Source organism: Mesorhizobium sp. M2E.F.Ca.ET.209.01.1.1, assembly GCF_004010375.2.
Taxonomy (GTDB): Bacteria; Pseudomonadota; Alphaproteobacteria; order Rhizobiales; family Rhizobiaceae; genus Mesorhizobium.
Genome location: NZ_SADP02000001.1, coordinates 243,730 through 268,402, shown reverse-complemented (window position 1 = coordinate 268,402; position 24,673 = coordinate 243,730). Strand labels below are relative to the sequence as shown.

Genomic DNA, 24,673 nt, shown 5'->3' with positions numbered 1-24,673 from the left:
AAAGCGGACAATTCAGTCGATCGCTCTATATGGGGGACCGGCGAGGCGCAATCGAGGGAGCGGCGTCGGGCGGCGCAAAGGCGTCCGGCCCCAAAACAAAGACGGCGCCCGTGCGGGCGCCGCCTGCGGCCAATAGGCTCGTTCATCACGTGTTATTGGCGGTTCCAGCCGTCGGGAACTGCCTGGCGAACCCGGCCTCGTCGCCGGCGGCAAGCAATTTCGCCTGCTCGATCCATTTCTCGCGCGCGATGCGGCCGTCGAAATTGAGCACCTCCTCGATGCGTTTGACGTCGGCGTCGGTCCAGGCGGCGATCTGGGCATAGGTGGTGACGCCCAGGCCCTTGAGCAGCCTCTCGTTGACCGGGCCGATGCCGATGAGGCGGCGCAGATTGTCGGCCTTGGCTGTCGCGGCCTTCGGCGCGGCGGTCTTCTTGGCGGGAGCTGGCTTCTTCGGCGCGGCTGCCTTGGCTGCGGGCTTCGCTGCTGCAGTTTTCGTGGCTGCCGGCTTCTTCGCGGCGGCCGGCTTCGCCGGCGCGGCCTCTGCCGAAGTCGCGGCCGTCGGTGTCGAGACCAGCGCCGCCGGGGCCGGCGTGGCGGCCTTGGCGGCGCCTGCCTTGGCGGCAGGCGCTCCGCTTAGCCGGCTTTCGAGATCGGCGCGGGCACGGCCGCAGGCATCGAGCTCGCCCTTCAGCCGGTCGCTGTCGGCCTTCAGCCTGTCGCGTTCGCTTCGCGTGCGATCGAGATCGCCGCGCAGACTGTCGAGCTCGCCGCGCAGGCGGCCCCAGATGAACCAGCCAACCAGGATACCCACAACGAACGCCAGGAGCATGTAGAAGAAAGTGCTCATTTCCCTCTCCAGTCCGATCCGTCGGCCGCGGCTGGGAGGGCACGCTTGCCGCCAATGATCGTCAAAGGTTCCGTGTTCGGTGGAACCGCCGGCTTCAATCGAGCCATCGGCGTTTCGGTCTTGTCCGGACCGACGGCCATCATCGCATTCGCCGTAGCGGAGCGGCAGGCATCTCTGGCCTGCGCGATGCGTCCGGCTGAGCTTGAGGCCGGACGCTATCATATGGCTTGTCGAAAGCCAGTTGAAAATGCGCCGGAGAGTTATTCAAGAACAGCTATTTACTAAGAATAGAGTCCGGCTAATATGCGTCTCGGCTAAACTATAGCTATCGATGCACGCTTCGTTGCTGTTCACTCGTCCAGCGCTTCCAACTCGTCGATCAGCGAACCGATCACGCCAAGGCCGATCTGCCAGAACGCGGGATCGGTGGCGTCGAGGCCGAAGGGCGCCAGGAGTTCGGAGTGATGCTTCGTGCCGCCGGCGCGCAGCATCTCGAAATACTTCTCCTGAAAGCCGCGCTCGGCATTTTGGTAGACTGCGTAGAGCGAGTTCACCAGGCAGTCGCCGAAGGCATAGGCATAGACATAGAAGGGCGAATGGATGAAGTGGGGGATATAGGTCCAGAAGACCTCATAGCCCTCGCGCAGCTTGATCGCCGGCCCCAGGCTCTCGGCCTGCACCTCCAGCCAGAATTCGCCGAGCCTGTCCGAGGTCAGCTCGCCGTTCTTGCGCTCGGTATGGACCTTGCGCTCGAACTCGTAGAAGGCGATCTGGCGCACGACCGTGTTGATCATGTCCTCGACCTTCTGAGCGAGCATGGCTTTGCGCTCGCGTCTGTCACTGGTCTGCTCGAGCAGCGAGCGGAAGGTCAGCATCTCACCGAAGACGGAGGCAGTCTCGGCCAGCGTCAGCGGCGTCGAGGCCATCAGGGCGCCCTGGCCGGCGGCCAGCACCTGATGCACGCCATGGCCGAGCTCATGCGCCAGCGTCATCACGTCGCGCGGCTTGCCCATATAGTTGAGCAGCACATAAGGATGCGCCGACGGCACGGTCGGGTGGGCGAAGGCGCCGGGCGACTTGCCCGGCCGCACCGGCGCGTCGATCCATCTGCGATCGAAGAAACCGCGCGCGATTTCGGCCATGTCGGGTGAGAAGCGTTGATAGGCGGAGAGCACCGTGTCCCTGGCGTCATCCCAGCGGATCACCGCCTTCGGCGTCTCCGGCAGCGGCGCGTTGCGGTCCCAGTGGTTCATCACTTCCATGCCGAGCCAGCGCGCCTTCATCGCGTAGTAGCGGTGCGACAGCCTGGGATAGGCCTCACGCACGGCCGCCGCCAGCGCGTCGACCACGTCGCGCTCGACGCGGTTGGCGAGGTGGCGCGAGTCGGCGATATCCTGAAAGCCACGCCAGCGGTCGGAGATTTCCTTGTCCTTGGCTAAAGTGTTGGTGATGAGCGTGAAGGTGCGCAGGTTCTTGCGGAAGGTTGCCGCGAGCGCCTCTGAGGCGCGGCGGCGCACTTCGCCATCCGAATCCTGCAGGCGGTTGAGCGCCGGCTCAAGCGTCAGTTCCTCGCCGTCGACGTCGAAGCGCAGGTCGGTCATCGTCTCGTCGAACAGGCGGTTCCAGGCGCCGCGACCGGTGACCGACTTTTCGTGAAACAATTGCTCGACGCGATCCTCGAGCTGGTAGGGCTTGTCCTTCCTGAGGTCGAGTACCCAGGGCCGGTAGTGGCCGAAGGCCTTGTCGGCGGCCAGAGCGCTCTCGATCGCCGCATCATCGATCAGGTTGAGCTCGAGCGCGAAGAACAGAAGATGGGCGCTCGCGTCCGTCATCTTTTCCTGGACGTCGCCGTAGAGCTTGGCGCGCTGCGGATCGGCGGTGTTGCCGGCATAGACGAGGCCGGCATAGGAGACGATGCGGCCGATCAGTTCCTCGATCGCCTCATAGGCTTGCAGCGCCTCGCCCAGCCGGCCGGCGCCGCCGCGCCCGGCTTCCGCGGCCAGCGTGCCTTTCCAGCGGGTCTCGAAGGCGACGGCGTCGCTGGCCGCCTTGGCGATGTCGCGCTTCAATTCGGGCGCTTCCATGCCGGAATAGAGATCGGCGAGATTCCACTCCGGCAGATCGCCAAGCTCCGCCGCGCCGTGTCCGGACGCTGTCGCCACAAGCCGCTGACCAAACTCCATGCGCATCAGCAATACCTTCTTTGAATCGATGCCAAATCAGAGGGAAGGAGGAAGCCGGTCAAATCCTAAGGAATTCGTTCACCGGGTTTTTTGAAACCTTATTTAGAACCCTGTGCCAAGATGATCCATGGGGATTTCCTCGGGCGGACAACTCGAACAGTCATGACAGGTTCCATACTCATAGTCGATGACGATCCGGTGCAGCGCCGGCTGGTCGAGGCCGCGCTGACAAAGTTCGGCCACAGCGCGATTGTCACGGATGGCGGCGAGGCTGGGCTCGACGTGCTCGACGGGCCGAACGCGCGCGAGGTCTCCGTCGTCATTCTCGACCTCATCATGCCCGGCCTCGACGGCATCGGCGTGCTGAAGGCTATGCGCGAGCGCGCCATCAACATTCCCGTCATCGTGCAGACTGCCCAGGGCGGCATCGAGACGGTCGTCTCGGCCATGCGGCACGGCGCCTTCGACTTCGTCGTCAAGCCGGCGTCGCCCGACAGGCTGCAGACCGCGATCTCCAACGCGCTCAAGGTGGAAGCCGTCGAGGACGAGATGAAGCGCGCGTCGCGGCGTCGCGGCGGCGGCCATCTCACCTTCAAGGACATGATCACGCGCAGCCCGGCAATGGACCGGGTGATACGCCTCGGGCAGAAGGCGGCGGCCTCCAACATCCCGATCCTGATCGAAGGCGAGTCCGGCGTCGGCAAGGAACTGGTGGCGCGCGCCATCCAGGGCAGCGGCGATCGCCGCTCGAAGCCCTTCGTCACCGTCAATTGCGGCGCCATCCCGGACAATCTCGTCGAATCGATCCTGTTCGGCCACGAGAAGGGCTCCTTCACCGGCGCCACCGAGAAGCATACGGGCAAATTCGTCGAGGCGAATTCCGGCACGCTGTTCCTCGACGAGATCGGAGATCTGCCGCTCGACGTCCAGGTCAAGCTGCTGCGCGCCGTGCAGGAGGGCGAGGTCGATCCGGTCGGCGGCCGCTCGACCGTCAAGGTCGATATCCGCCTGATCTCGGCCACGCACCGGAACCTTCTGCAGCAGGTCAAGGACGGCAAGTTCCGCGAGGACCTGTTCTACCGCCTGAACGTCTATCCGATCTTCGTGCCGCCGCTGCGCGATCGTCGCGACGACATTCCCTATCTGGTCCGGCATTTCATGGAAAAGGTGGCGCCTACCGATCCGCGCCGCCGCCTTGCCGGCATATCGGCGCCAGCGCTTGCGATGCTGCAAGCCTATGACTGGCCGGGCAACATCCGCCAATTGGAGAATGCGGTCTTCCGCGCGTCGGTGCTTGCCGAGGGCGACGTGCTGACCGAGGAGGAGTTCCCGCAAATCCGGGCCCAGGTGGAAGGCACCGTCAATCTGGGAGCGGAAACGGCATCCGCCACAGCCGAAACGGTTGCGGATGGGGCAGGACAAGCGGACGAGGCGGCTGCAGAGACAACGAGATCTGTCCTGTCGGACGACGAAACGTCGGCCAGGCCGCAGCCACGGTTCGGAACGCTTCGTGCTCTCGACGAGCGCGGCAATGTGCGGGCGCTGGCCGATGTCGAGCTCGAGATGATCAAGCTGGCGATCGACCATTACAATGGCCAGATGAGCGAAGTCGCGCGCCGTTTGGGCATCGGCCGCTCGACTCTCTACCGCAAGTTGAAGGAATATGGCATTGATCCCGAAGCTGGTCGCGTCGACCGGCTTGCCTCATGACAGGCGAGCCTCGAACTAGCTTGCGCGCCTAAAATCCGAGTCAAAGGATCACGCATTAACGCTAACGGTAACAGATCGTGTTCTGGCGGAGGCCGGATTCTTGATCTAAACCAGCGGTTTACCACGAAATGCTGTGCATCATTTTTGACGGGATATCGCCACGGTGTTACCGCATTTCGGCTTCAATAAACGATGATTAACCATTAGGATCGATACTCGGATGTGAGAACCACGCATCCGTTTGGTCAAATCCGGGGACAAACGGCAGCCTGAAAGCCATTTGATTTGAACAAAGTCGAACGACATACAAACGGGCGGCATTTTCACATGAGCGTCTGGCCGAGGTGGCTGACGTTTGTGATTTTGGCTGTCGGGTTTTTGTCCGCGGCAATGTCGGGCGCCAGGGCTGAGGTTCGTACGCTCAAGCTCTATCACCTGCACACGCATGAGAAGGCCGAGATCGTCTACAAGCGCAATGGCCGCTACGATCCGGAAGGCCTGCGCAAGATCAACATCATCCTTCGCGACTGGCGCCGCAACGAGCCGACCAAGATGGATCCGCGGCTGCTCGACCTCGTCTGGGAAGCCTATCGCGAAGCCGGCGCGACTGACTATATCCAGGTCGTCTGCGGCTATCGTTCGCCGTCGACCAACGCGATGCTGCGTTCGCGCAGCCGCGGCGTCGCCGAGAAGAGCCAGCACATGCTGGGCAAGGCGATGGATTTCTACATCCCCGGCGTGCCGCTGAAGAAGCTGCGCAACATCGGCCTCAAGATGCAGGGCGGCGGCGTCGGCTACTACCCGACTTCCGGCTCACCCTTCGTGCACATGGATGTCGGCAATGTGCGCCATTGGCCGGGCATCAGCCGCCAGGAGCTGGTCAGCCTGTTCCCGAACGGCAAGACGCTGCATGTGCCGAGCGACGGCAGGCCGCTGCCCGGCTATGAGCAGGCGCTGGCCGCCTATCAGTCGCGCAAGGGTGCAGGCACCCCGAACATCGAACTGGCCAGCGCCGGCGGCTCGACCAAGCGCTCGGGCGGATTGCTTGCCGCCTTATTTGGCGGCGGCGCCGACGAGGCTGACGATGATGCCGATACCGGTGACGGCGGCGGTGCGCCCCAGGCGAATGCCGTGAAGCAGGTCCAGGTCGCTACGGCGCGCAGCAGCAATCTTCCGGGTATCGCGATTGTCTCGCCGAAGGACGCGAAGCGCGCCAACGTCCCGCAGATCGCGGATGACAGCGCCGACGACTCGCAGCAGCCGCAGCAGGATACGCCGGAGACGATCATCGCCGCCTTGCCGCCCAAGGAAATCCCGCTGCCCGATTTCGCGCCGCGTCCGAAGGTCGATGTCGGCCAGCAGACGCCGCAGAACGTGCCGTTCGCCATGGCGGATGCCTCGGCGACGACCGAGCAGGCGGTTTCGACGGCGCAGGCGCCCTTGCCTGACAAGGTTCCGTTCGGCGCTGCCAGCGCGGCCGAGGCCGCGGGCACCGATCCGGCGCAGGTGGCGGTCAACAACATTCCGCTTCCGACCTGGCGCCCCGACCGCTCGACGCCAGCCGAGCTGGCGTCGAAGGATAAGAACGTGCTTCTGGCGCTGGCCGAAACGGCTTCGCAGGACAAGAGCGCGACCGACGCGTTCTCGGTGCTGCCGACCGCCCGGCCGCAGCCCGGCAAGCAGGATGAGGTCAAGGCCGTTCTCGAACAGGCCAATGCAACCGTCGAGGTTGGCGGCGCCGGCGCCGAATACCAGCTTGCGTCGCTGACGCAACCGGAGCCGCGTTCGGCGTTCAACGATCCCTCGGATGCGGATGCGGCCTCGCCGCGCAAGGCCATCGCCGCCCTTCCGGCAGGGACCGATCCTTCGCAGGCGATCGGCGGCAGTGTAAAGACGACAGCCAAGGAAGCCAGGGCGTCCGCCCACGATCTGAAGCCGGGACCGAAGGCCGTGGTGGTGGCGGCAGCGCCGCAGGCCGCGCGCTGGGCACTGGGCAGCGGCGTGAACATTGCTTCGGTTTCCGATCCGACGACGGCTCCGCGTTATGCCTATAACATCGTGCATACGCCGCCGAGCGAAGTGTACACTGCGGGCTTCCAGACGGATGGCGGGATGCAAGATGCCAGCCGTTTCAGCGGCAACGCGGTCAAGTTCTTGTCGGTCGCCCGTTTCCAGACGAAATAGCGATCCCGCTGGACACCGGAGAAGCCGCGTTGCAGGACAACGCGGCTTTTGTTTTTCATCCCTGAAGGCCTGTTCGATCGCCAGGTCTTCCCGCTTCGTCTAATGGTAGGACAGCGCCCTTTGAAGGCGTGAATCGTGGTTCGAATCCATGAGCGGGAACCAGCCCTCGGTTGGCGTTATTTGGCATTGCGCGAGCTGCATCGGCTTGAACTTCCCGTGAGGAGGTGGGCGCAAGCCGGCTGGTTTCTTGCTCAGTCGACTTCCAGCGTGGGCGCTTCACCCTTGGCAAGAAGCCGCGCGGCGTCGCGCGCGGGCGGCAGGCCGAACTGGCGCGCATATTCGCGGCTGAATTGGGAAGCGCTTTCGTAGCCGACGCTGAAGGCGACCTGCGCGGTGTTGCCCGGTTGCGCGATCAGCAGATGGCGCGCCTCCAGCAGGCGGAGCTGCTTCTGATACTGGATCGGGCTCATCGCCGTTGCCGCCTTGAAGTGGCGATGAAAAGCGGCATTGCTCATATGCGACAGCGCGGCCAGTTCGCTCACATCGATCGGCTCGTTGTAATGCGCCCGGATCCAAGCCGTGGCGCGGCGGATCCGCGACAGGCGCCCATCGGCGAGCGCGAGCTGGCGCAGCTTTTCGCCCTGCGGGCCCTGCAAGAGCCTGAAGGCGATCTCCCGTTCGAGCATGGGCGCGAGAACCGGTATCTCGGCCGGCTTGTCGAGCAGCCGCAACATCCGGCGCCAGGCGTCGAGCAGCAAGTCATCGACCTGATTGGTCGCGAAGCTATCGCCGTCGATCGCCGGCTTGTGGTCGATGAGCAGGCCGGCGATCAGCTCGGTATCGAGCGAGAGGGCGATGGCCGTGTAAGGCTGCGCGACGCTGGCCTCGACCAGTTGGCTGGTTGCGGGTGTCTCGACTGCATAGACGAAATAACTGCCGGCGCTGTAGGCGAGCGTGCGGTCTCCCAGCAGCACCGTTTTGGTGCCCTGCAGAACGAACAGCGTGGTCGGCTGGCAAAGCTCCGGCAGCGGCGGCGTCGGAACCTCGCTGCGGCCGATCGTGACGCGTGGAATGGCCGTCTTCGTGCGCCGTCCGCGCGCATGGCGGCCGGCGATGGCGATCAATTCCCGAAGCGCTTCGTTCATCGTTTCAGCATTGCCGATCCATCGCGGCCAAGCAACCAAGCGAGGCGCTGACGCGCCCGCGTAGACGCGCACCTGGTGACGCGAAGACGCGCACCTGGGTGACGCGAAGACGCGCACCTGGGTGACGCGAAGACGCGCACCTGGGTGACGCGAAGACGCGCGCCTGAGAGGATCAGGCAAGAGGTTGAGAGCTTTTGGCGCGCGCAGCGAGCCGGTTCAAGTCATCTCTAGGTCACCGAACAGGAGACATGGATATGACGACGCGAAAGAACGCGCTGGTGACCGGCGCCAACAAGGGCATCGGCCGTGAGACGGCCCGCCGGCTGGCGGCACTGGATTACAAGGTGTGGCTCGGCGCGCGCGACGCCGAGCGTGGCGAGACCGCTGCTCACGCGTTGCGCGGCGAGGGACTGGACGTCGAGTGGCTCGAGCTCGACGTCGCCAGCGACGACAGCGTGACGGCCGCGGCCAAAGCCGTCGCGGCGCGGGCGCCCGGCCTGGACGTTCTGGTCAACAATGCCGGCATCGCTCCCGGCTATGTCGAGGCGCTCGGCCCGGACGGCCGCTACGAACGGCCGCCGAGCCGCGAGAGTCTCGCTGACATGAAAGCGACCTATGACGTCAATGTCTTTGGTCCGGTGCGGGTCACGCAGGCATTCCTGCCGCTGCTCCTGGCATCGCCCGCTTCACGCATCGTCATGGTGAGCAGCTATCTCGGATCGCTGGCGCGCGCGGCCGGCAACAGCCAGTCGCCCAATGTCATGGGCTATGGCAGCTCGAAGACCGCGCTCAACGCCGTTACGCTCGCCTTCGCCAGGGAACTCGCGCCGCACGGCATCATGGTCAATGCGGCCGCTCCCGGCTACACCGCGACCGACCTCAACGCGCACAAAGGCGGCCGCACGGTGCAGCAGGCGGCCGAGATCATCGTGCGCCTGGCGACGTTGGAGCCAGGCGGGCCGACGGGCGGCTATTTCGATGAGAACGGCACGCTGCCCTGGTGAAAGCGCTGATTACGTCTTGAGCTTGCTCGCCTCGCGCGCCAGCACTTCGATCTCGTCCCACTTGCCGGCCTTGATGAGATCGTCGGGCGCCACCCAGGAGCCGCCGACGCAGATGACGTTGGGCAAGCTGAGATAGTCCGCGGCGTTCTTGGCCGTTATGCCGCCGGTCGGGCAGAATTTCACGTCGGCGAGTGGCGAGGCGAAAGCCTTCAACGACGCGATGCCGCCGGACTGCTCGGCCGGGAAGAATTTCAGGAAGCGCAGGCCGGCTTCGCGCGCGGCCATGATTTCGCCGGGCGTGATGGCGCCCGGCAGCAGCGGCACGGGGCTGTCCTTGGCCGCGTCGAGAAGCTGGCTGGTGATGCCCGGGCTGACAATGAATTTTGAGCCGGCGCGGGCTGCTTCGTCGAACTGCCTGGCATCGAGAATTGTGCCGGCGCCGACGACCGCGTCCTCGACTTCGGCTGCCACGCGACGGATCGCTTCCAGCGCGTCGGCGGTGCGCAGCGTGATCTCGATGGCCCGCAAGCCGCCGCGCGACAAAGCACGGGCAAGCGGCACGGCATCGGCGACATTGGCGATCTTGAGCACCGGGATAACCGGCTGACCGTTGAGGAGCGACAGGAGCTTTTCGGTCTTGCTGGTCATGTGCTGGTCTCCATTTCGATCGTTTTAAACCGATTAGCAGAAGGAATATCCCAAGTCCACGAAGGGTGGCGTGTCGTGATGCCGCGTGGCCAGTTGCATATTGGTTGCCTTGAAAGCGCTTTCAGCACGGTCTAGTGGCATTGCCATGACAACAGCCACGGAAGTCCAGCCAATCCGCGTCGCCGCACTCTACAAATTCGCGCGGCTCGACGGATACGAGGCCCTTCGCGCGCCGCTCGCCGCTTTCTGTTGCGGGCGCGGCATCAAGGGCACGCTGCTTCTGGCGCATGAAGGCATCAACGGTACCGTCGCCGGCTGCGAGGAGGCGATTGCCGCGCTCATTGGCCATCTGCAGGCCATCGAAGGCCTTGCCGGGCTGGAAGTCAAATACAGCAGCTCCGCCGAGATGCCGTTCCACCGCATGAAGGTGCGGTTGAAGCGAGAGATCGTCACCATGGGCGTCGAGGACATCGATCCGGCGACCAGCGCCGGCGCCTATGTCGCGCCGGCCGACTGGAACGCGCTGATCTCGGATGCCGACACCGTCGTCATCGACACGCGCAACGCCTATGAAGTCTCGCTCGGCACGTTCAAGGGCGCGGTCGACCCGAGGACCTCCAGCTTCCGCGAGTTCCCGGCCTGGGTGGAAGAGCACCGTGAAGAGCTCGAGGGCCGCAAGGTGGCGATGTTCTGCACCGGCGGCATTCGCTGCGAGAAAGCGACGGCCTATGTGAAGTCGCTTGGCCTCGAAAATGTCTTCCATCTCAAGGGCGGTATCCTGAAATATCTCGAAGAGGTGCCGGCCGAAGACAGCCTGTGGCAGGGCGAGTGTTTTGTGTTCGACGAGCGGGTGTCCGTCTCGCATGGGTTGGCCGAGGGCGAGGCGGAGCTCTGCCGCGCCTGCCGGCATCCGCTGACGGTCGAGGACCGGCTGTCGCCGAAATACGCAATCGGCGTCTCCTGCCCGCATTGTTTTGGAACGCGCTCCGACGAAGATCGAGCGCGCTATGCCGAACGGCATCGCCAGGTGGAACTTGCGCAGGCGCGCGGCGGCAAGCGCCATATCGGCAGCTAGAGCCTCACGCAAAACCCGCCTTGTCATTGTAATGTCAAAGCGCGGGGCCTACCTCTTGCCGGTCCGAAACCTGCCCGGGCGCATTCGGCCGGGCCAATTCTGGAGGCATTGATGCTCGACCCCAAGAAGCTGCTCGACGACCTTCTCGGCTCGCAAATTCCCGGGACCGGCTCGACCGTCCGCGACAAGGCGGGGCAGGCGGTGCAGATGGCGAAGGACAATCCGCTTGCCGCCGGCGCGCTTGCCGCCGTGCTGCTCGGCACAGGCACCGGGCGGCAGGTGACGGGCGCGGCCATCAAGCTTGGCGGCCTGGCGGCGATCGGCGGCCTCGCTTACAAGGCCTATCAGAATTACAAGGCCGGCAACGAGCCGGCGCAGGCGCCCGCGTCCGGCGAGCCTGAACTGCTCCCGCCGCCGGCCGATACCGCTTTCGATCCCGCGCAGGCGCCGCAGGGCGAGGCCGAGTTCACGCTGACGCTGGTCCGGGCGATGATCTCCGCGGCGAAGGCCGACGGCCATGTCGACGACGAAGAGCGCAAGAAGATCGCCGACAAGCTCAAGCTCGCCGGCATCGGCGCGGAAGCCGAAAAATTCCTGCTTGCCGAACTCGACAGACCGCTCGATCTCGACACGCTGGTCGCCGGCGCCAAGACCGATGCACAGAAGCTGGAACTCTACACCGCCTCGCGTCTGACCATCGATCCCGACACACGCGCCGAGCGCGGCTATCTCGACCTGCTCGCCGGCCGGCTCGGCCTGCCGGATGGTCTGGTCGATCATGTCGAGGCGACGGTTTCGGCGGCCAAGGTGCCGGCCGGCAGCGCGCCTAACTCGCCGTGGTGAACCACGTTGGTAAACGCCGCTGCGCACCGCCTTGCCGGTCATTAATCTCTCGTTAACTCAGCAAGCGCATCATTCTAATCAGTCGGACCGGCTTTTCCTCCTCCCAAGCGCGGTTCAGATCGGGGCGGTCGCCAATGGCCGCCCTTTTTGTTGGCCCTTTCTTTATCGCCAATAGCGGCTTGCCTTGATCCCTGGCATTTGCGATGCCACGTCTTTCCATGCATGACCGGGAGGACGGCGATGACCGCCATAGCAGAGAAGACCGCTATCGTGACCGGCGCCGGCACCGGCATCGGCAAGAGCGTCGCCACGGCGCTGCTCCAGGCGGGCTGGAACACGGTGTTCTGCGGCCGGCGCAAGGCGGTGCTGCAAGAGGCGATCGCCGAGGCGGGAAAGACCCAGGCCAAGGCATTGGCCGTCGCCTGCGACATCAGCAAGGCGGCAGAAGTCGACGACATGTTCGAGACCGTGCTCGAGGCCTTCGGCCGCGTCGACCTGCTCTTCAACAATGCCGGCATGGGCTACAAGTCGACGCTTATCGACGAGATCCCGGTCGAGGTCTGGAACGACGTCGTCGGCGTCAATCTCACCGGATCGTTCCTGTGCGCCCGCGCCGCCTTCGGCGCGATGCGAAGGCAAAAGCCGATGGGCGGACGTATCATCAACAACGGCTCGGTGTCGGCCTATGCGCCGCGGCCGGGCTCCGTGCCCTACACGGCGACCAAGCATGCGATCACCGGGCTCACCAAGACGCTGGCGCTCGACGGCCGGCCCTTCGATATCGCCTGCGGCCAGATCGACATCGGCAATGCGCTGACCGAGATGGCGCAGCCGATGACGGTTGGCGTGCCGCAGGCCAACGGCTCGATCGCCGCCGAGGCGGTGATGGATGTGCAGCGGGTCGCCGACGCAGTGCTGCATATGGCCAGGCTGCCGCTCGACGCCAATGTGCTGTTCATGACGGTGATGGCGACGAAGATGCCGTTTGTCGGGCGCGGATAAGCGCCTGACAGCTCACTTCTTCAGAAACGCCTCGACCCGCTCCAGCGCGCGCAGGATGTTTTCCTCGGAATTGGCGTAGGAAAGCCGGATATAGCCTTCGCCAAGCACGCCGAAATCCGGGCCTCCGATGAGCGCCACGCCGGCTTCCTCCAACAGCGCCGAGGCAAGCTTCTTCGCCTTCCAGCCGGTCTTCGACACATTGGGGAAGGCGTAGAAGGCGCCTTTCGGCGTGATGCAAGAAATGCCGGGCAGCGCGTTCAGCCCCTCGACCACGATCTTGCGGCGGTTGTCGAAGGCGCGCATCATCTTGTCGACATCGTCCTGCGGGCCGTCGATCGCGGCGATACCGGCAAACTGGCTCGGCGCATTGACGCAGGACCAGCAGTTGACCGCCAGCTTGCGCACCTTGTCATAGAGATGGGCGCCCTTGTCGCCGTTCGGCCAGATCGACCAGCCCATGCGCCAGCCCGTCATCGCCCAGGTCTTCGACCAGCCGTTGAGCACGATCAGCCGGTCGCGGATTTCGGGGAAGTTGAGCAGCGAGCAGTGCTTCTCGCCGTCATAGGTCATGACGTCGTAGATCTCGTCCGACATGACGGCGACCTCAGGATGCTTCTCCAGGCCCTTGACCAGCTTCTCGATTTCGGCGCGCGGCGTGACGCCGCCGGTCGGATTGGCGGGCGAGTTGAGGATCAGCAGCCTGGTCTTCGGCGTGATCAGCGCCAGCGTCTCGTCGGCCGAGAAGGCAAAGCCGTTCTCCTCGCGGATCGGCACCGGCACCGGCGTCGCGCCGGTGAACTCGATCATCGAGCGGTAGATCGGAAAGCCGGGATCCGGATAGAGGATCTCGGCGCCGGGTTCGCCGAACATCAGGATCGCGGCGAACATGGTCGGCTTGCCGCCGGGCAGGATCATCACATTCTCGGGCGAAACCTCGACGCCGGTGGTGGTCAGCGTGCGGCGCACGACCGCCTCGCGGGTGGCGAGCAGACCGTTGGCCGGCGTGTAGCCGTGGTGGCCGTCGCGCAGCGCCTTGATCGCCGCCTCGACGATGTGCTGAGGCGTCTTGAAGTCGGGCTGGCCGATGCCGAGGTTGATGATGTCGCGTCCCTGATGGGCAAGCGCGGTGGCCCTCGCCAGCACCGCGAAGGCGTTTTCCTCGCCGAGACGATCGAAGGCCGCGATCGTGTGGAGCATTTTTCCCGTCCCTGTGGTTCTTTCTGTGAGCGAGCGTTTTTGTGACCGTCCGCTGGGAAAAGTCAACGGATTGGAGTGGTCGGTGTCGGAAGATCTGAAGAATTGGCAGCCGCGCCCACGGCCGGAACGCAAGGCGATCGAGGGACGCACCGTCAGACTCGAGCCGCTGAGCGCCGCAAAGCACGGCGACGGCCTCTACGAGGCCTCGTCGGTTTCGGATGTCGGCGGACGTTTCGCCTGGCTGCCCGATTACCCGCCGGAGACCCGCGCCGCCTTCCAACCGTGGCTCGACAAGGCGGAAGCGAGCGAGGATCCGCTGTTCTTCACCGTCATCGACAAGGCGAGCGGCAAGATCGCCGGGCGCCAGACGCTGATGCGTATCGACGCCGTCAACGGCGTCGGGGAAATCGGCAACATCTATTGGGGTCCGCTGATCTCGCGCAAGCCGGCGGCTACCGAGGCGCAGTTCCTGTTTGCGAAATATCTTTTCGACGATCTCGGCTACCGCCGCTACGAATGGAAATGCAACAATCGCAACGAGCCCTCGAAGCGCGCCGCCGAGCGCTTCGGTTTCAAATTCGAAGGCATCTTCCGCCAGCATCTTGTGGTGAAGGGTGAAAACCGCGATACGGCGTGGTATTCGATCATCGACAAGGAATGGCCGGCCTTGCGCAAAGCCTATGAGGGCTGGCTCGATCCGGCGAATTTCGATGGCGAAGGCGTCCAGAAGCGGCGGCTGGAGGATTTCCGCTACGACTTTGGCGCGTAAACCATGATCCCGAAAAGTGGGCAACCGGTTTTTGCTGCGCTGACCTTCGGTTCGGATAGGATCATGGTCAGTAACGAGGAGTTCCGCGATGGCGCATGACCACGGTTCGCATGGGCACAACCATGGCGCCGGCCATGTGCACGGCTCGACCGACAAGAAACGGGTGCTGATGGCTACTTGCCTGACAGCTGGCTTCATGGTCGCCGAGGCCCTCGGCGGTTGGCTCACCGGATCGCTGGCGCTTGTCGCCGATGCCGGCCACATGCTGGCCGACGCCATCGCGCTCGGTCTTGCCTGGTATGCCTTCCATCTCGCCGGACGCCCGGCAACGGGCCGTCTCACCTATGGCTTCGGCCGGGTGAAGACGCTGGTCGCCTACACCAACGGCATCGCCATCTTCGTCATCGCGCTGTGGATCGTCTACGAAGCCTGGGGACGACTGATGCACCCGGCGCCCGTGCTCGGCGGGCCGATGCTGGTCGTGGCGGTGGCTGGCCTCCTGGTCAACATCGCCTCCTTCTTCGCGCTGCATGGCGGCGACCGCGAGAGCCTCAACATGCGCGGCGCCATCCTGCATGTGCTGGGCGACCTGCTGGGCTCCGCCGCGGCCATTGTCGCTGCCATCATCATCCTGGCAACGGGCTGGACTCCGATCGATCCAATCCTGTCGGTGCTGGTGTCGCTGCTGATCCTGTCGACGGCGTGGTCGCTGATGCGCGAGGCCGCGCATGTGCTGCTCGAAGGCGTGCCGGCGAGTCTCGATCGCGACCTGATCGCCAAGGACATCGAAGGCGCGGTCAAGGGCGTGCGCGAGGTGCACCACATGCATGTCTGGTCGCTCGACGGGACCTCCAACATGGCGACGTTGCATGCCTGCCTGAACGATGGCGTGAATGCGTTTGTGGCGGTAAGCGCCATCAAGAAACGGCTTGCCGCCAAGCACGGCATCGATCATGCCACGGTCGAACCGGAATTCGGGCAATGCGCCGACAGCCATGACATGCACGACCACCACCACGATCACGATCATGCGCGTGGCGCGCCCGCCGATCGCCGGCACTACCACTGATCACCATTATGCCTAACAGCTCGAAGCCAGGAAAGCCTGCTGATGGATCGTGACACACGCAACGCGGCGATCGCTGCGGCTGTGATACTGCTCGTGTTCGGTCTCGCCGCCTATTTCCTGCCGGCCATCATGCTGGCCGCGGGCAAGGTATCGACGGTGCTGGCGGCCGTCATCGCAGCGGTCTTCATGATCGGGCTGTTCGTCGTCCTGTGGCTGCGCGGACGCAGCCAACGCAAGAAAGGTCTCTGAAGATGAGAATTCTGATCACGGGCGCGGCCGGCATGGTGGGCCGCAAGCTTATCGCGCGGCTGGCCAAGGACGGCGCCTTGCGCGGGCGCAAGATAGCGGCGCTCGACCTGCATGACATCGTGGCGCCGCAGGCGCCGGCGCTCGCGGGCGTCGATGTGTCGATCCATACCGGCGATCTTTCCGCGCCCGGCGCCATGGCGGCTCTCGTGGCTCCGCGCCCGGACGTGATCTTCCATCTGGCCGGCATCGTGTCGGGCGAGGCCGAAGCCAATTTCGATCTCGGCTACCGGGTCAATCTCGACGGCACGCGCGCTTTGTTCGACGCGGTGCGGCTGGCGTCGTTCGCGCCGCGTCTTGTCTTCACCTCGTCGATCGCCGTGTTCGGCGCGCCGTTCCCGGATGTCATTCCGGACGAGTTCCATCCGACGCCGCTCACCTCATACGGTACGCAGAAGCAGATGAGCGAAGCGCTGCTCGCCGATTACACGCGGCGCGGCTTCTTCGACGGTATCGGTATAAGGCTGCCGACGATCTGCGTGCGCCCCGGCAAGCCGAACAAGGCGGCCTCCAGCTTCTTCTCCGGCATCATCCGCGAGCCGCTCGCCGGGCAGCAGGCGATCCTGCCGGTGCCGCGCTCGGTGCTGCACACCCACGCCAGCCCGCGCTCGGCGGTCAACTTCCTCATCCATGCGGCCGAGATCGACGGCGACAAGGTCGGACCGCGCCGCAACCTCACAATGCCTGGCGTCGCCGTCACCGTCGGTGAGCAGATCGAGGCGCTGGAGCGCATTGCCGGCGCCGAGGTCGCGAAGCGGATCCGCGAGCAGCCGGACGAGACCATCTGGGCAATCGTCAAGGGCTGGCCGACGCGGTTTGAGGCGAGGCGCGCGCGGGAGCTCGGCTTTGCCGCCGAGAGCAGCTTTGACGAGATCATTCGGGCGCATATCGAGGACGAGCTCGGCGGGAAGATAGCGTAGGGCTATTCGGCGCTGGGCGGCGAAAATTCGGGCGGTCAGGCGCCGCCCGACAGACTCGCCGACAAAAGCAGCAGGCCGACCAGGAAGATGAAGGCGGCGCCGCCGATCTCGACGATGGAGTGGATGCGGTTGCCGATGCGGCCGTCGCCGGCGAAGTAGACGGCCCAGTTCTTGGCCGTCACGGCGATCGTGGCCAGCGCCGAGACGGTGATCGCGGTGCCGATCGACATCGCCAGCACCGACAGCAGCCCGCCTAGCCAAAGTCCGTTGAGCAGCGCGAAGCTCAGCACGATCAGCGCGCCGGAGCAGGGGCGGATGCCGACGGCGGCCACCGCCGACCAGGCGGTCTTCCAGTCGAAGCGGTCGCCCGAGAGCATCGCCGGATCCGGCGCATGCGAATGGCCGCAGGTCTCGCAGACCTCGCCCGGGCCATGGTCGTGGTGGACGTGGTCGTGCGCGGCGTGATGGTGGTGCTCATGCGCGCCATGATCATGGGCGTGGGCATGCGAATGGTCATGATGATCATGATCGTTATGCACATGCAGCGCATGGGAATGCGCGTGGGCATGCGCATGGGAATGGCCGGCATGGGCATGCGCGTGAGCGTGGGAATGCCCGCCATGCGAATGGCCGGCATGCGCGGCCGACAGGCTGTAGGCCGGCGTCCTGCCGAACAGGCGCAGCACCGACGGACCGAGCTTGCGCCAAAGCAGCCAGGCGCCGAACAAGGTGACCAGCACAAAGCTGGAGATTTCGAGGAACCAGGCTGCGTCGGTCATCGAGATCGCGGTGCCGCGCAGCACGAAATAGGCAAGCATCATCACCACCACCGCCGTAAGGCCCTGCAGCAGCGCCGAGACGAAGGAGAGCATGATGCCGCGCCTCAGCGCGACTTCATTGGCGACCATGTAGGATGAGATCACCGCCTTGCCGTGGCCGGGGCCGGCGGCGTGGAAAATGCCGTAGGCGAAGGACAGGCCGATCAGCAGCCAGAGCTTGCTGCCGTCCTGGCGCATGGCCTTCATGGCGGCCGCCAGCGAATGGTAGAATTCCTGCTGCCTGAGATTGATCCACATCAGGATATGGGCGAACGGACCCGTCGCGGTCGGCGCCATGCCGTCATTGGTGCCGATGCCGAGCGAGCTTTGCGCATGCGCGGCGCCCGGCAGGTGGGTGATTACCAGGATGGCAGCCAGCAGGCCAAGCGCCAGGCATAACGAAGGTTTCATCACCAAATCATCCTTCCGGCGGGCAGTCCAATTCGAGCTTGGTGGCGAAGATCTTGCTCATGTCGGTGCCTGTCGGATCGTTGAAGAACGCGTCCGTCAGGGTCTTCTGGTTTTCCTTGATCGCCTCATCCGGATCCGGGCGGATGACCTTCTTGGTGCAGGTCGAGGGCAGGCCTTCGACCGTGAGGTTGGCGTCGTCGGTGAAGTCGATCGCGGTGTAGAAGGTCGGGTCGTACACGCCGATATCGATCTTGCCGGCGAGCTTGATCGACGTCTTGGGCTGCGATTCGAACAGGATGATCAGCTGGTCGTTGTCGAAATTCGCCATCAGGTGCGGCGGCGGCACCATGGGCACGTCCTTGCCGTCCTGGGTGACGAGCTGGAAGTAGTTGAACTCGGCCAGCGAGGAATGGACGGTGTCGGCCACTTCCTTGAGCTCTTTGTCGTCAAGTTTCAGATCGGAATTCTTGTCGAACTCCATCATCACTGTACTCGAAAACAGGTCGTCGAAGCGCCAAAGGTGGCGCAGCGCCGTCACACTTTGGTGATCCTGGCTGAGGATGACGTCGAGCCGGGCTTCGGCAAAGACATGCGGATGGACTTCAGCCTGCTCGACCGAGGCCAATGTGGCCGCAAGGGCCGAAGCCAGCATGGTTGCTTGCCGTTTCAGATGCATTCCGTGCCGCGATTCCTTTGACATTGTTTTGCGCAATTCCGGACGGAAAACCGCTACGCACTTTTCCTGGAATTGCTCTAGGGAGCGAGCCCGAGGGTTGACATAAAGCAGGCGAAATTGGGACGCTTGCTTAATCAGACTGTGTCGCGCGTCCGGAACCAGTGCACCAGGAAGTCGACGAAGACCCTTACCTTGGCCGGCAGATAGCGGCGGTGCGGGTAGACGGCGAAGATGCCGGTGCCCGACAGGAGCCGATCGTCGAGCGCTGTGACCAGCTTGCCGGACGCGACGTCGGGGGCGGCGATGAAATCGGGCAGCATGGCGAAGCCCAGGCCGGAGAGTGCGGCGGCTCTCGCCACGATCGGGCTGTTGACCTCGATAGGCCCGGAAACGGCGACGCTCATGGATTCCTCGCCTTCGCCCTTGAAGCGCCAGTTGGCCAGCGAGCGGCCATTGGTGTCGACGATGCAGGGCATGTTGGCGAGATCCTGCGGCCTGGTCGGCGCGCCATGCTTGGCGATCAGCTCCGGCGACGCGCAAAGCCTGACCGAGAACGGCGCCAGCCGCCTGGCGATCAGCGAAGAGTTCTCCAGCCGCGAGATGCGCACGGCAAGGTCGAAACCTTCCTCGACAAGGTCGACGAAACGGTCGTCGAGATGGATGTCGAGCACAATGTCGGGATGCTGCCTGGTGAAATCGATCAGCGATTGGCCGATCGGCGCGTCGGCGAAGGTGCGGGCGGCCGACAGCTTGATCCTGCCGCGGACGTCGCCGGAAGACTGGCGCACCGTCTCGGCCAGGCTGTCGACCTCGCGCACGATCTCCGAGGCGCGCTGATAGTAGGTGTGGCCGGCTTCGGTCAGCGAGAACTGGCGCGTGGTGCGGTTCAAGAGCAGCGCGCCGAGCTCGTCCTCCAGCTCGCGCACATATTTCGACAAAAGCGCCTTGGAGCGGCCGATCTTGCGCGCCGCGGCCGAAAAGCCTTCCGCCTCGACCACGTCGATGAAGGCGCGCATGCGGGTCAATGTATCCATGGTCAGACCTTTCGTGCCGCGTCGAGAATCCTGCGGCCGAGCCGTATCAGGGCAACGTCGCTGCCGGAAGGGCCGAGCAGCGAAAGGCCGAAGGGTGCGCCGTGGACGGAACCGATCGGCAAGGTGATCTGCGGAAAGCCCGAAAGGCCTGAAAGGCACAAGAGATGCAGCGCCCTTTCGCGATAGGCCTGGAACTGTTCCGGTGTGCTGGCGGCGAGCGGTGCCGCGCCGGGAACGGTGGGCAGGACCAGAAAGCCGTTGTTGCCGAGCAGGGCGCCAAGCTCGGCCCGGAACGCCAGCCGCCGCGCCGCTTCGGCGGCGGTGGTCTTGGCATCTATGGTGCGGCCGAAGGCAAAACGCTCCTCGACGCCCGGGCTGAGGCGGCCGCCGGCCGAAATCCACGGGCCATGCTCGCGCCAGGCCTCGAAGGCCTGCAGGCGGCGAAAGCACCAGTAAAGCTCGTCGGGGAATGAGGCGAAGGCGTATTCGGTCTCCACCGGCTGGCCGATGACAGAGGCGGCCAGCGCCTTCATGCGCGCATATTGCACGGCCTCCGCCTGACCCATGACGAAGGCGTCCAGCCAGCGGATCGACAGCGGGCGGCTGAGCGGGTGCTGGTGCGGGTCGCGGCCGAGCAGAAGCTTGCCGACCGTCTCGTAGGTCTCGATGTCGTCGGCGAACCAGCCGAACGTGTCGAAGCTCGATGCCAGCTTCATCGCGCCGTCGAGGGAGATGCGGCCATGGGTGGTGCGCAGCCCGATCAGGCCGCAGAAGCTCGCCGGGGCGCGGATCGAGCCGCCGGTGTCGGAGCCGGTGGCGATGTTCGCCAGCCCGCCCGCAACGGCGGCCGCCGAGCCGGAGGAGGACCCGCCTGCGACGCGATCGGGCGCGGCGGGATTGACCGGGTAGGGGAAATGCGCGTTCTGGCCGAACAGCGAGAAGGCCAGCTCATCGGTCTGGGTCTTGCCGACGAATCGCGCGCCGGCATCAAGGATCGCCTGCACCGCTTCAGCCGTACGCGAGGCGGCATGCGCCTCCTCGAATTTCTGCGGGTTGCCGCAGCCGGTGCGGTAGCCGGCGACGTCATAGATGTCCTTGACCGCGAGGCGCAGGCCAGCGAGCGGGCCCAATTCCGCATGCGCCACAGGCATCTGGCGCAGATCGAGGAAGGCGTTCAGCGGTCCTTGAGTTCCTGGCATCGTTCGATTTCCGGATACGGTGCGACCAACATTGTTCGATGCCAGAAATTTTACAACCTGGGCTTACGATTTTTATTGATTGTGAAACCCTTCGCCCCTATATCGCGCTTGCCCAAAGTCGCACGTGCCTGTGGGTGTCCGCCGATCCTCGAATGGTGAGGGCAATCGGTAAGGTAACTGGAGCCAACCACTCCAGTCGGTCAGTGGCCAACCACAAGATCGAGGACACCTTGAAGCAACGACGGTGCGGGCCTTTCTGGTTCTCTTCCGGTCGTCCAAAGACCGGGGTTACTAAAGAGGCACACCTTCATTGCCGGCAGTGCGGACGGGGTCTCCCATCCAAGCCAAGGCAGACAAAGCGAACCGAGGCCGGGCAAGGCCAAGGTTCATCGCCGCGAGACGGCATTTCATGGTTCCGGGGTCTCCACCGGCTGGTTCCATGGATTTGACGTCCCGCCTTTGTTTGACCGCGAGTTCGCGAGGCTGAGCGCCCGCGTTTCGCAGCCTTTGTGCGCGCCGAAAGGCGTTATGGAGAGACCCGATGGCCACCCAGCGCATCCTTGACTTCCTCGCCACCCGACGTCCGAACGGTCCCTGCCTCGTCGTCGACCTCGATGTCGTGCGCGACAATTTCCGCGCCTTCGAGAAGGCGTTGCCCGATTCCAAGATCTATTATGCGGTGAAAGCAAACCCGGCGCCGGAAATCCTGCGCCTCCTTGCTGCGATGGGCTCGTCCTTCGACACCGCATCGGTTGCCGAGGTCGAGATGGCGATGGACGCGGGCGCGCCCGCCGACCGCATTTCCTTCGGCAACACCATCAAGAAGGAGCGTGACATCGCACGCGCCTACCAGCTCGGCATCCGCCTCTACGCCGTGGACTGCGTCGAGGAGGTCGAGAAGATCGCCCGCGTCGCGCCCGGCTCGCGCGTGTTCTGCCGTGTGCTCACCGACGGCGAAGGCGCCGAGTGGCCGCTGTCGCGCAAGTTCGGCTGCGTGCCGGCGATGGCCGTCGACGTGCTGCGCCATGCCAAGGGCCTTGGCCTCGACGCCTATGGCGTGTCGTTCCATGTAGGCTCGCAGCAGACCGATCTGACGGCTTGGGACCGCGCGCTCGGTGACGCCAAGAACGTCTTCGCGACGCTCGCCGACGAAGGCATCGTCTTGAAGATGGTCAACATGGGCGGCGGTTTCCCGACCCGTTACCTGAAGGACGTGCCGGTGGCGCAGGCCTACGGCCAGGCGATCTTCTCGGCGCTGCGCAAGCATTTCGGCAACGCGCTGCCCGAGACGATCATCGAGCCGGGCCGCGGCATGGTCGGCAATGCCGGCGTCATCAAGTCGGAAGTCGTGCTGATCTCGAAGAAGGCCGACAACGACAATGTGCGCTGGGTGTTCCTCGACATCGGCAAGTTCGGCGGTCTCGCCGAGACGATGGACGAGGCGATCCGCTATCCGCTGGTCACCCGCCATGACGGCTCGGAGACGGCGCCTTGCGTGCTCGCCGGCCCGACCTGCGATTCGGCCGACGTGATGTACGAGAAGACGCCTTATCCGCTGCCTTTGTCGCTGACCATCGGCGACGAGGTGCTGATCGAAGGCACCGGAGCCTACACGACCACCTATTCGGCGGTCGCCTTCAACGGCTTCGAGCCTCTCCGATCCTACGTGATCTGAGCCGTTCGCAAGGACCGCTCAGATCGACCGGCGCGGGCGATTTCCATCGCCCGTCCGGGCTCGCTTGTGGAACAGATCTCCGCTCGTGAAGGATCGCGGACATGGAATACCTGATCAAATCGGCCATTGCGGCCACCGAAATTGCCCCCTCGTCCGGACCGTCGGCTGAGCTTTTCTCCGCGGGGGAGAAGAGTCTTTCGGCGGCGCTGGCGCCCTCCCTTGCACTCCGGGCACAGGCTGGCTCGCGCGGCGCGCCGGACGAGGGGGCCGCCCAGGTGCCAGCCTTCGTCATCGTGGGCGAAGGCGCCGGCGACGCCGCGGCGCGCGAAATGCTGCTCGACCGCGCCATGGGGCCGAAGCGCAAGAAGAAGTCGTCCGAAAAGCTGCGGCGCGGCCGCCGGCCCTCGGAGGGCCTGGCCTTCGTCGCCCGCGATGCGTCGGGCGTCGTCGTTGGCACGGTGCGGCTTTGGGATGTGAGGCTGGGCGAGGGCGGTCCTGCAGCGCTTCTGCTTGGGCCGCTCGCGGTCGAGCCTGGCTTGAAGAGCGGCGGCATCGGCTCGGCACTGATGCGGCATGCGGTCGCCGAGGCCGCGCGGCTCGGCCATGGCGCGATCCTGCTCGTCGGCGACGCTCCCTATTACGGACGGTTCGGCTTCTCGGCCGATCGCACCGGAGCGCTTGCCATGCCCGGCCCCTATGAGCGGCACCGGCTTCTGGCGCTGGAGCTGAAGGACGGCGCGCTGGATGGCGCCTGGGGCACGATCAAGGCCGCCGGTCGAAAGATCAAGGGACAGGCCCAGGGCTTCGTCGCCTGAAGGCTTTGTTTTCACGCTATTCCGGACGGAAAACCGCTACGCACTTTTCCTGGAATTGCTCTAAGTTCGACAAAAAACAACGCCGCCCGATGGGCGGCGTTGTTTTTTGCGAATGATCAGCCGAGCAGCTGGCTGAGCGCCATGGCGACGGTCATGTCGCCTTCGACCTTGAGCTTGCCGGCCATGAAGGCCATCGTGGGATTGAGGTCGCCGGCGATCAGCGAATCCAGATCGTCGAGCGACAGCTTGACGGTGCAGTCGGTCGGCGCGTCGGTGGTCGAGACGGTCGCGCCGTCGATGACGATGACGCCGTCGCTGCCGGTGTCGAACTTGACCGAATGCTCGAAGCCGGCGCTTGCCACGCGCGACCTGATCCTGTCGGCAATCTCCTGAACGCCCATGGCGGTTCTCCTCATTGGTTGCGTTGACGCGCACCGGCCTGTCGAGCCGCTGGGCGAGGCGCCGCGCCCTGGCGCGGCCACCTGTCACCGGCGCATATAGCTTTGAGTTGACGTTAACGTCAACGCGGTCACCATGCGTCATCTCGCATCATGGGTAAGCTGGTTCAGGCATCCATGCCAACCTTGGCCGGACGATCAATGCTCCGGCGCGGTCTTGAACGCCTTGGTCATCGCCGCCGCTGTTTCGCCGGCGCCCCTGCGGCGGCGCAGCGCGTTGTCGCGGATATCGTCCTTGGAGAGGAAGTTGACCTGGTCGATCAGCACATCGTGCACCAGCTCGACGCCAATGCGGGTGTTGATGGTGTCGCGGATCGACTTGCGGAAGGCGTCGAGATCGATCGATTCCTTCTTGGTGAAATCGATCTGCGGATTGGAGTAGAGATAGGAATAGACCTGGTCGGTCATCAGCGCCTGCGCCGGGACCGACAGCTTCTTCATCTGTTCCGGCTCAATCGTGTAGACGAGCTTGGTGAGGAAATAGCCGTCGATCGTGCCATCGCGCAGCAGCGGCACCGAGATCATGTCGGTCTTGACGTAGTCGAGGCCGCCCAGCATCGGCTTCGGCGGTTCGGCCGCGCCGCGTTGGCTGGCCGCCTGGAAGGAATAGAAGACCGCGCCGAGCGTCACGGCGCAAATCCACAGCGCGGCGGCGATGAATTTTATCACCGGATCTGCCCTCGCG

24 protein-coding genes and 1 tRNA gene are annotated in these 24,673 nt (G+C 64.7%); 14 read left to right on the top strand and 11 right to left on the bottom strand.

What is annotated here, in order from left to right; all coding sequences use genetic code 11:
* Positions 1-145: 145 nt before the first annotated feature.
* Complete coding sequence (locus EN852_RS01375) at positions 146-847, bottom strand: proton-conducting membrane transporter (protein ID WP_127874616.1); 702 nt, start codon at positions 845-847, stop codon at positions 146-148.
* A 45-nt stretch (positions 848-892) separates the two neighbouring features.
* Between EN852_RS01375 and EN852_RS01370 the strand changes: the two genes are divergently transcribed.
* Positions 893-1,132, top strand: coding sequence for a hypothetical protein (locus EN852_RS01370; protein ID WP_127874615.1), 240 nt, complete (start codon positions 893-895; stop codon positions 1,130-1,132).
* Between the two features lie 65 nt (positions 1,133-1,197).
* Here EN852_RS01370 and EN852_RS01365 read toward each other — a convergent pair whose 3' ends face one another.
* Entirely contained in the window at positions 1,198-3,036 is a 1,839-nt protein-coding gene (locus EN852_RS01365; protein WP_189545650.1) for a M3 family oligoendopeptidase, read from the bottom strand.
* A 156-nt stretch (positions 3,037-3,192) separates the two neighbouring features.
* Here EN852_RS01365 and EN852_RS01360 point away from each other — a divergent pair, with 156 nt between their 5' ends.
* The 3 genes from EN852_RS01360 to EN852_RS01350 all read left to right on the top strand — a co-directional run bounded on the left by EN852_RS01360 (position 3,193) and on the right by EN852_RS01350 (position 7,086).
* Positions 3,193-4,740, top strand: a complete 1,548-nt coding sequence (locus EN852_RS01360) for a sigma-54 dependent transcriptional regulator (RefSeq protein ID WP_127874614.1) — start codon at positions 3,193-3,195, stop codon at positions 4,738-4,740.
* Positions 4,741-5,067: 327 nt separating this feature from the next.
* Complete coding sequence (locus EN852_RS01355; RefSeq protein WP_127874613.1) at positions 5,068-6,924, top strand: DUF882 domain-containing protein; 1,857 nt, start codon at positions 5,068-5,070, stop codon at positions 6,922-6,924.
* Positions 6,925-7,012: 88 nt separating this feature from the next.
* Positions 7,013-7,086, top strand: a tRNA-Gln gene (locus EN852_RS01350).
* 89 nt (positions 7,087-7,175) lie between these two features.
* On the opposite strand, the gene EN852_RS01345 is transcribed toward EN852_RS01350, so the two are convergent.
* Positions 7,176-8,069 carry an AraC family transcriptional regulator gene (locus EN852_RS01345; RefSeq protein WP_127874612.1) on the bottom strand — a complete coding sequence of 298 codons (894 nt, stop codon included), beginning with the start codon at positions 8,067-8,069 and terminating at the stop codon, positions 7,176-7,178.
* A 254-nt stretch (positions 8,070-8,323) separates the two neighbouring features.
* Here EN852_RS01345 and EN852_RS01340 point away from each other — a divergent pair, with 254 nt between their 5' ends.
* The gene (locus tag EN852_RS01340; RefSeq protein WP_127874611.1) at positions 8,324-9,073 is read left to right on the top strand and encodes an SDR family oxidoreductase; all 750 of its coding nucleotides are present in this window, start codon (positions 8,324-8,326) and stop codon (positions 9,071-9,073) included.
* 9 nt (positions 9,074-9,082) lie between these two features.
* Here the strand turns inward: EN852_RS01340 and EN852_RS01335 are convergent, their stop codons facing one another.
* Complete coding sequence (locus EN852_RS01335; protein WP_127874610.1) at positions 9,083-9,721, bottom strand: 2-dehydro-3-deoxy-phosphogluconate aldolase; 639 nt, start codon at positions 9,719-9,721, stop codon at positions 9,083-9,085.
* Between the two features lie 145 nt (positions 9,722-9,866).
* Between EN852_RS01335 and EN852_RS01330 the strand changes: the two genes are divergently transcribed.
* The 3 genes from EN852_RS01330 (at position 9,867) to EN852_RS01320 (ending at position 12,641) form a co-directional block, all read left to right on the top strand.
* Positions 9,867-10,796 (top strand): rhodanese-related sulfurtransferase, encoded by a 930-nt coding sequence (locus tag EN852_RS01330; protein ID WP_127874609.1) that lies wholly within the window; start codon positions 9,867-9,869, stop codon positions 10,794-10,796.
* 111 nt (positions 10,797-10,907) lie between these two features.
* Entirely contained in the window at positions 10,908-11,639 is a 732-nt protein-coding gene (locus EN852_RS01325; RefSeq protein ID WP_127874608.1) for a tellurite resistance TerB family protein, read from the top strand.
* A 240-nt stretch (positions 11,640-11,879) separates the two neighbouring features.
* Positions 11,880-12,641, top strand: coding sequence for an SDR family oxidoreductase (locus EN852_RS01320; protein ID WP_127874607.1), 762 nt, complete (start codon positions 11,880-11,882; stop codon positions 12,639-12,641).
* 12 nt (positions 12,642-12,653) lie between these two features.
* On the opposite strand, the gene EN852_RS01315 is transcribed toward EN852_RS01320, so the two are convergent.
* Positions 12,654-13,838: a pyridoxal phosphate-dependent aminotransferase gene (locus EN852_RS01315; RefSeq protein WP_127874606.1), complete on the bottom strand. Its 1,185-nt coding sequence runs from the start codon at positions 13,836-13,838 to the stop codon at positions 12,654-12,656.
* An 82-nt stretch (positions 13,839-13,920) separates the two neighbouring features.
* On the opposite strand from EN852_RS01315, the gene EN852_RS01310 reads away from it, so the two are divergent.
* The 4 genes from EN852_RS01310 to denD all read left to right on the top strand — a co-directional run bounded on the left by EN852_RS01310 (position 13,921) and on the right by denD (position 16,902).
* Positions 13,921-14,607, top strand: a complete 687-nt coding sequence (locus tag EN852_RS01310; RefSeq protein WP_127874605.1) for a GNAT family protein — start codon at positions 13,921-13,923, stop codon at positions 14,605-14,607.
* An 88-nt stretch (positions 14,608-14,695) separates the two neighbouring features.
* The gene (locus EN852_RS01305) at positions 14,696-15,676 is read left to right on the top strand and encodes a cation diffusion facilitator family transporter (RefSeq protein ID WP_127874604.1); all 981 of its coding nucleotides are present in this window, start codon (positions 14,696-14,698) and stop codon (positions 15,674-15,676) included.
* Positions 15,677-15,718: 42 nt separating this feature from the next.
* Entirely contained in the window at positions 15,719-15,925 is a 207-nt protein-coding gene (locus EN852_RS01300) for a hypothetical protein (protein ID WP_127874603.1), read from the top strand.
* A gap of 2 nt (positions 15,926-15,927) precedes the next feature.
* A complete protein-coding gene (gene denD, locus EN852_RS01295) occupies positions 15,928-16,902 on the top strand; it encodes a D-erythronate dehydrogenase (protein WP_127874602.1) in 975 nt (324 codons plus the stop codon).
* Between the two features lie 35 nt (positions 16,903-16,937).
* Here denD and EN852_RS01290 read toward each other — a convergent pair whose 3' ends face one another.
* The 4 genes from EN852_RS01290 to EN852_RS01275 all read right to left on the bottom strand — a co-directional run bounded on the left by EN852_RS01290 (position 16,938) and on the right by EN852_RS01275 (position 21,040).
* The gene (locus EN852_RS01290; protein WP_127874601.1) at positions 16,938-18,131 is read right to left on the bottom strand and encodes a nickel/cobalt transporter; all 1,194 of its coding nucleotides are present in this window, start codon (positions 18,129-18,131) and stop codon (positions 16,938-16,940) included.
* Positions 18,132-18,138: 7 nt separating this feature from the next.
* Positions 18,139-18,807, bottom strand: coding sequence for a DUF1007 family protein (locus EN852_RS01285; protein WP_127874600.1), 669 nt, complete (start codon positions 18,805-18,807; stop codon positions 18,139-18,141).
* A 134-nt stretch (positions 18,808-18,941) separates the two neighbouring features.
* Positions 18,942-19,841 carry a LysR family transcriptional regulator gene (locus tag EN852_RS01280; protein WP_127874599.1) on the bottom strand — a complete coding sequence of 300 codons (900 nt, stop codon included), beginning with the start codon at positions 19,839-19,841 and terminating at the stop codon, positions 18,942-18,944.
* 2 nt (positions 19,842-19,843) lie between these two features.
* Positions 19,844-21,040, bottom strand: a complete 1,197-nt coding sequence (locus tag EN852_RS01275) for an amidase (RefSeq protein ID WP_127874598.1) — start codon at positions 21,038-21,040, stop codon at positions 19,844-19,846.
* Positions 21,041-21,581: 541 nt separating this feature from the next.
* On the opposite strand from EN852_RS01275, the gene odc2 reads away from it, so the two are divergent.
* Both odc2 and EN852_RS01265 read left to right on the top strand, forming a co-directional pair.
* On the top strand, positions 21,582-22,715 hold the full coding sequence (gene odc2, locus EN852_RS01270) for an ornithine/lysine decarboxylase (RefSeq protein ID WP_127874597.1): 1,134 nt from the start codon (positions 21,582-21,584) through the stop codon (positions 22,713-22,715).
* 101 nt (positions 22,716-22,816) lie between these two features.
* Entirely contained in the window at positions 22,817-23,530 is a 714-nt protein-coding gene (locus tag EN852_RS01265; protein WP_246694137.1) for an N-acetyltransferase, read from the top strand.
* Between the two features lie 116 nt (positions 23,531-23,646).
* Here the strand turns inward: EN852_RS01265 and EN852_RS01260 are convergent, their stop codons facing one another.
* Both EN852_RS01260 and EN852_RS01255 read right to left on the bottom strand, forming a co-directional pair.
* The gene (locus tag EN852_RS01260) at positions 23,647-23,931 is read right to left on the bottom strand and encodes an SCP2 sterol-binding domain-containing protein (RefSeq protein ID WP_112126551.1); all 285 of its coding nucleotides are present in this window, start codon (positions 23,929-23,931) and stop codon (positions 23,647-23,649) included.
* A gap of 195 nt (positions 23,932-24,126) precedes the next feature.
* Positions 24,127-24,657, bottom strand: a complete 531-nt coding sequence (locus EN852_RS01255) for a hypothetical protein (RefSeq protein WP_127874596.1) — start codon at positions 24,655-24,657, stop codon at positions 24,127-24,129.
* Positions 24,658-24,673: the final 16 nt, after the last annotated feature.

What these genes read in the sequence shown, in the direction of transcription:
- EN852_RS01365 (WP_189545650.1), bottom strand. Translation starts at nt 3,036, where the DNA reads ATGCGCATGGAGTTTGGTCAGCGGCTTGTGGCGACAGCGTCCGGACAC.
- EN852_RS01260 (WP_112126551.1), bottom strand. Translation starts at nt 23,931, where the DNA reads ATGGGCGTTCAGGAGATTGCCGACAGGATCAGGTCGCGCGTGGCAAGC.
- EN852_RS01355 (WP_127874613.1), top strand. Translation starts at nt 5,068, where the DNA reads ATGAGCGTCTGGCCGAGGTGGCTGACGTTTGTGATTTTGGCTGTCGGG.
- EN852_RS01360 (WP_127874614.1), top strand. Translation starts at nt 3,193, where the DNA reads ATGACAGGTTCCATACTCATAGTCGATGACGATCCGGTGCAGCGCCGG.
- EN852_RS01305 (WP_127874604.1), top strand. Translation starts at nt 14,696, where the DNA reads ATGGCGCATGACCACGGTTCGCATGGGCACAACCATGGCGCCGGCCAT.
- EN852_RS01315 (WP_127874606.1), bottom strand. Translation starts at nt 13,838, where the DNA reads ATGCTCCACACGATCGCGGCCTTCGATCGTCTCGGCGAGGAAAACGCC.
- denD (WP_127874602.1), top strand. Translation starts at nt 15,928, where the DNA reads ATGAGAATTCTGATCACGGGCGCGGCCGGCATGGTGGGCCGCAAGCTT.
- EN852_RS01275 (WP_127874598.1), bottom strand. Translation starts at nt 21,040, where the DNA reads ATGCCAGGAACTCAAGGACCGCTGAACGCCTTCCTCGATCTGCGCCAG.
- EN852_RS01340 (WP_127874611.1), top strand. Translation starts at nt 8,324, where the DNA reads ATGACGACGCGAAAGAACGCGCTGGTGACCGGCGCCAACAAGGGCATC.
- EN852_RS01285 (WP_127874600.1), bottom strand. Translation starts at nt 18,807, where the DNA reads ATGCATCTGAAACGGCAAGCAACCATGCTGGCTTCGGCCCTTGCGGCC.
- EN852_RS01320 (WP_127874607.1), top strand. Translation starts at nt 11,880, where the DNA reads ATGACCGCCATAGCAGAGAAGACCGCTATCGTGACCGGCGCCGGCACC.
- EN852_RS01265 (WP_246694137.1), top strand. Translation starts at nt 22,817, where the DNA reads ATGGAATACCTGATCAAATCGGCCATTGCGGCCACCGAAATTGCCCCC.
- EN852_RS01335 (WP_127874610.1), bottom strand. Translation starts at nt 9,721, where the DNA reads ATGACCAGCAAGACCGAAAAGCTCCTGTCGCTCCTCAACGGTCAGCCG.
- EN852_RS01345 (WP_127874612.1), bottom strand. Translation starts at nt 8,069, where the DNA reads ATGAACGAAGCGCTTCGGGAATTGATCGCCATCGCCGGCCGCCATGCG.
- EN852_RS01280 (WP_127874599.1), bottom strand. Translation starts at nt 19,841, where the DNA reads ATGGATACATTGACCCGCATGCGCGCCTTCATCGACGTGGTCGAGGCG.
- EN852_RS01325 (WP_127874608.1), top strand. Translation starts at nt 10,908, where the DNA reads ATGCTCGACCCCAAGAAGCTGCTCGACGACCTTCTCGGCTCGCAAATT.
- EN852_RS01330 (WP_127874609.1), top strand. Translation starts at nt 9,867, where the DNA reads ATGACAACAGCCACGGAAGTCCAGCCAATCCGCGTCGCCGCACTCTAC.
- odc2 (WP_127874597.1), top strand. Translation starts at nt 21,582, where the DNA reads ATGGCCACCCAGCGCATCCTTGACTTCCTCGCCACCCGACGTCCGAAC.
- EN852_RS01375 (WP_127874616.1), bottom strand. Translation starts at nt 847, where the DNA reads ATGAGCACTTTCTTCTACATGCTCCTGGCGTTCGTTGTGGGTATCCTG.
- EN852_RS01290 (WP_127874601.1), bottom strand. Translation starts at nt 18,131, where the DNA reads ATGAAACCTTCGTTATGCCTGGCGCTTGGCCTGCTGGCTGCCATCCTG.
- EN852_RS01300 (WP_127874603.1), top strand. Translation starts at nt 15,719, where the DNA reads ATGGATCGTGACACACGCAACGCGGCGATCGCTGCGGCTGTGATACTG.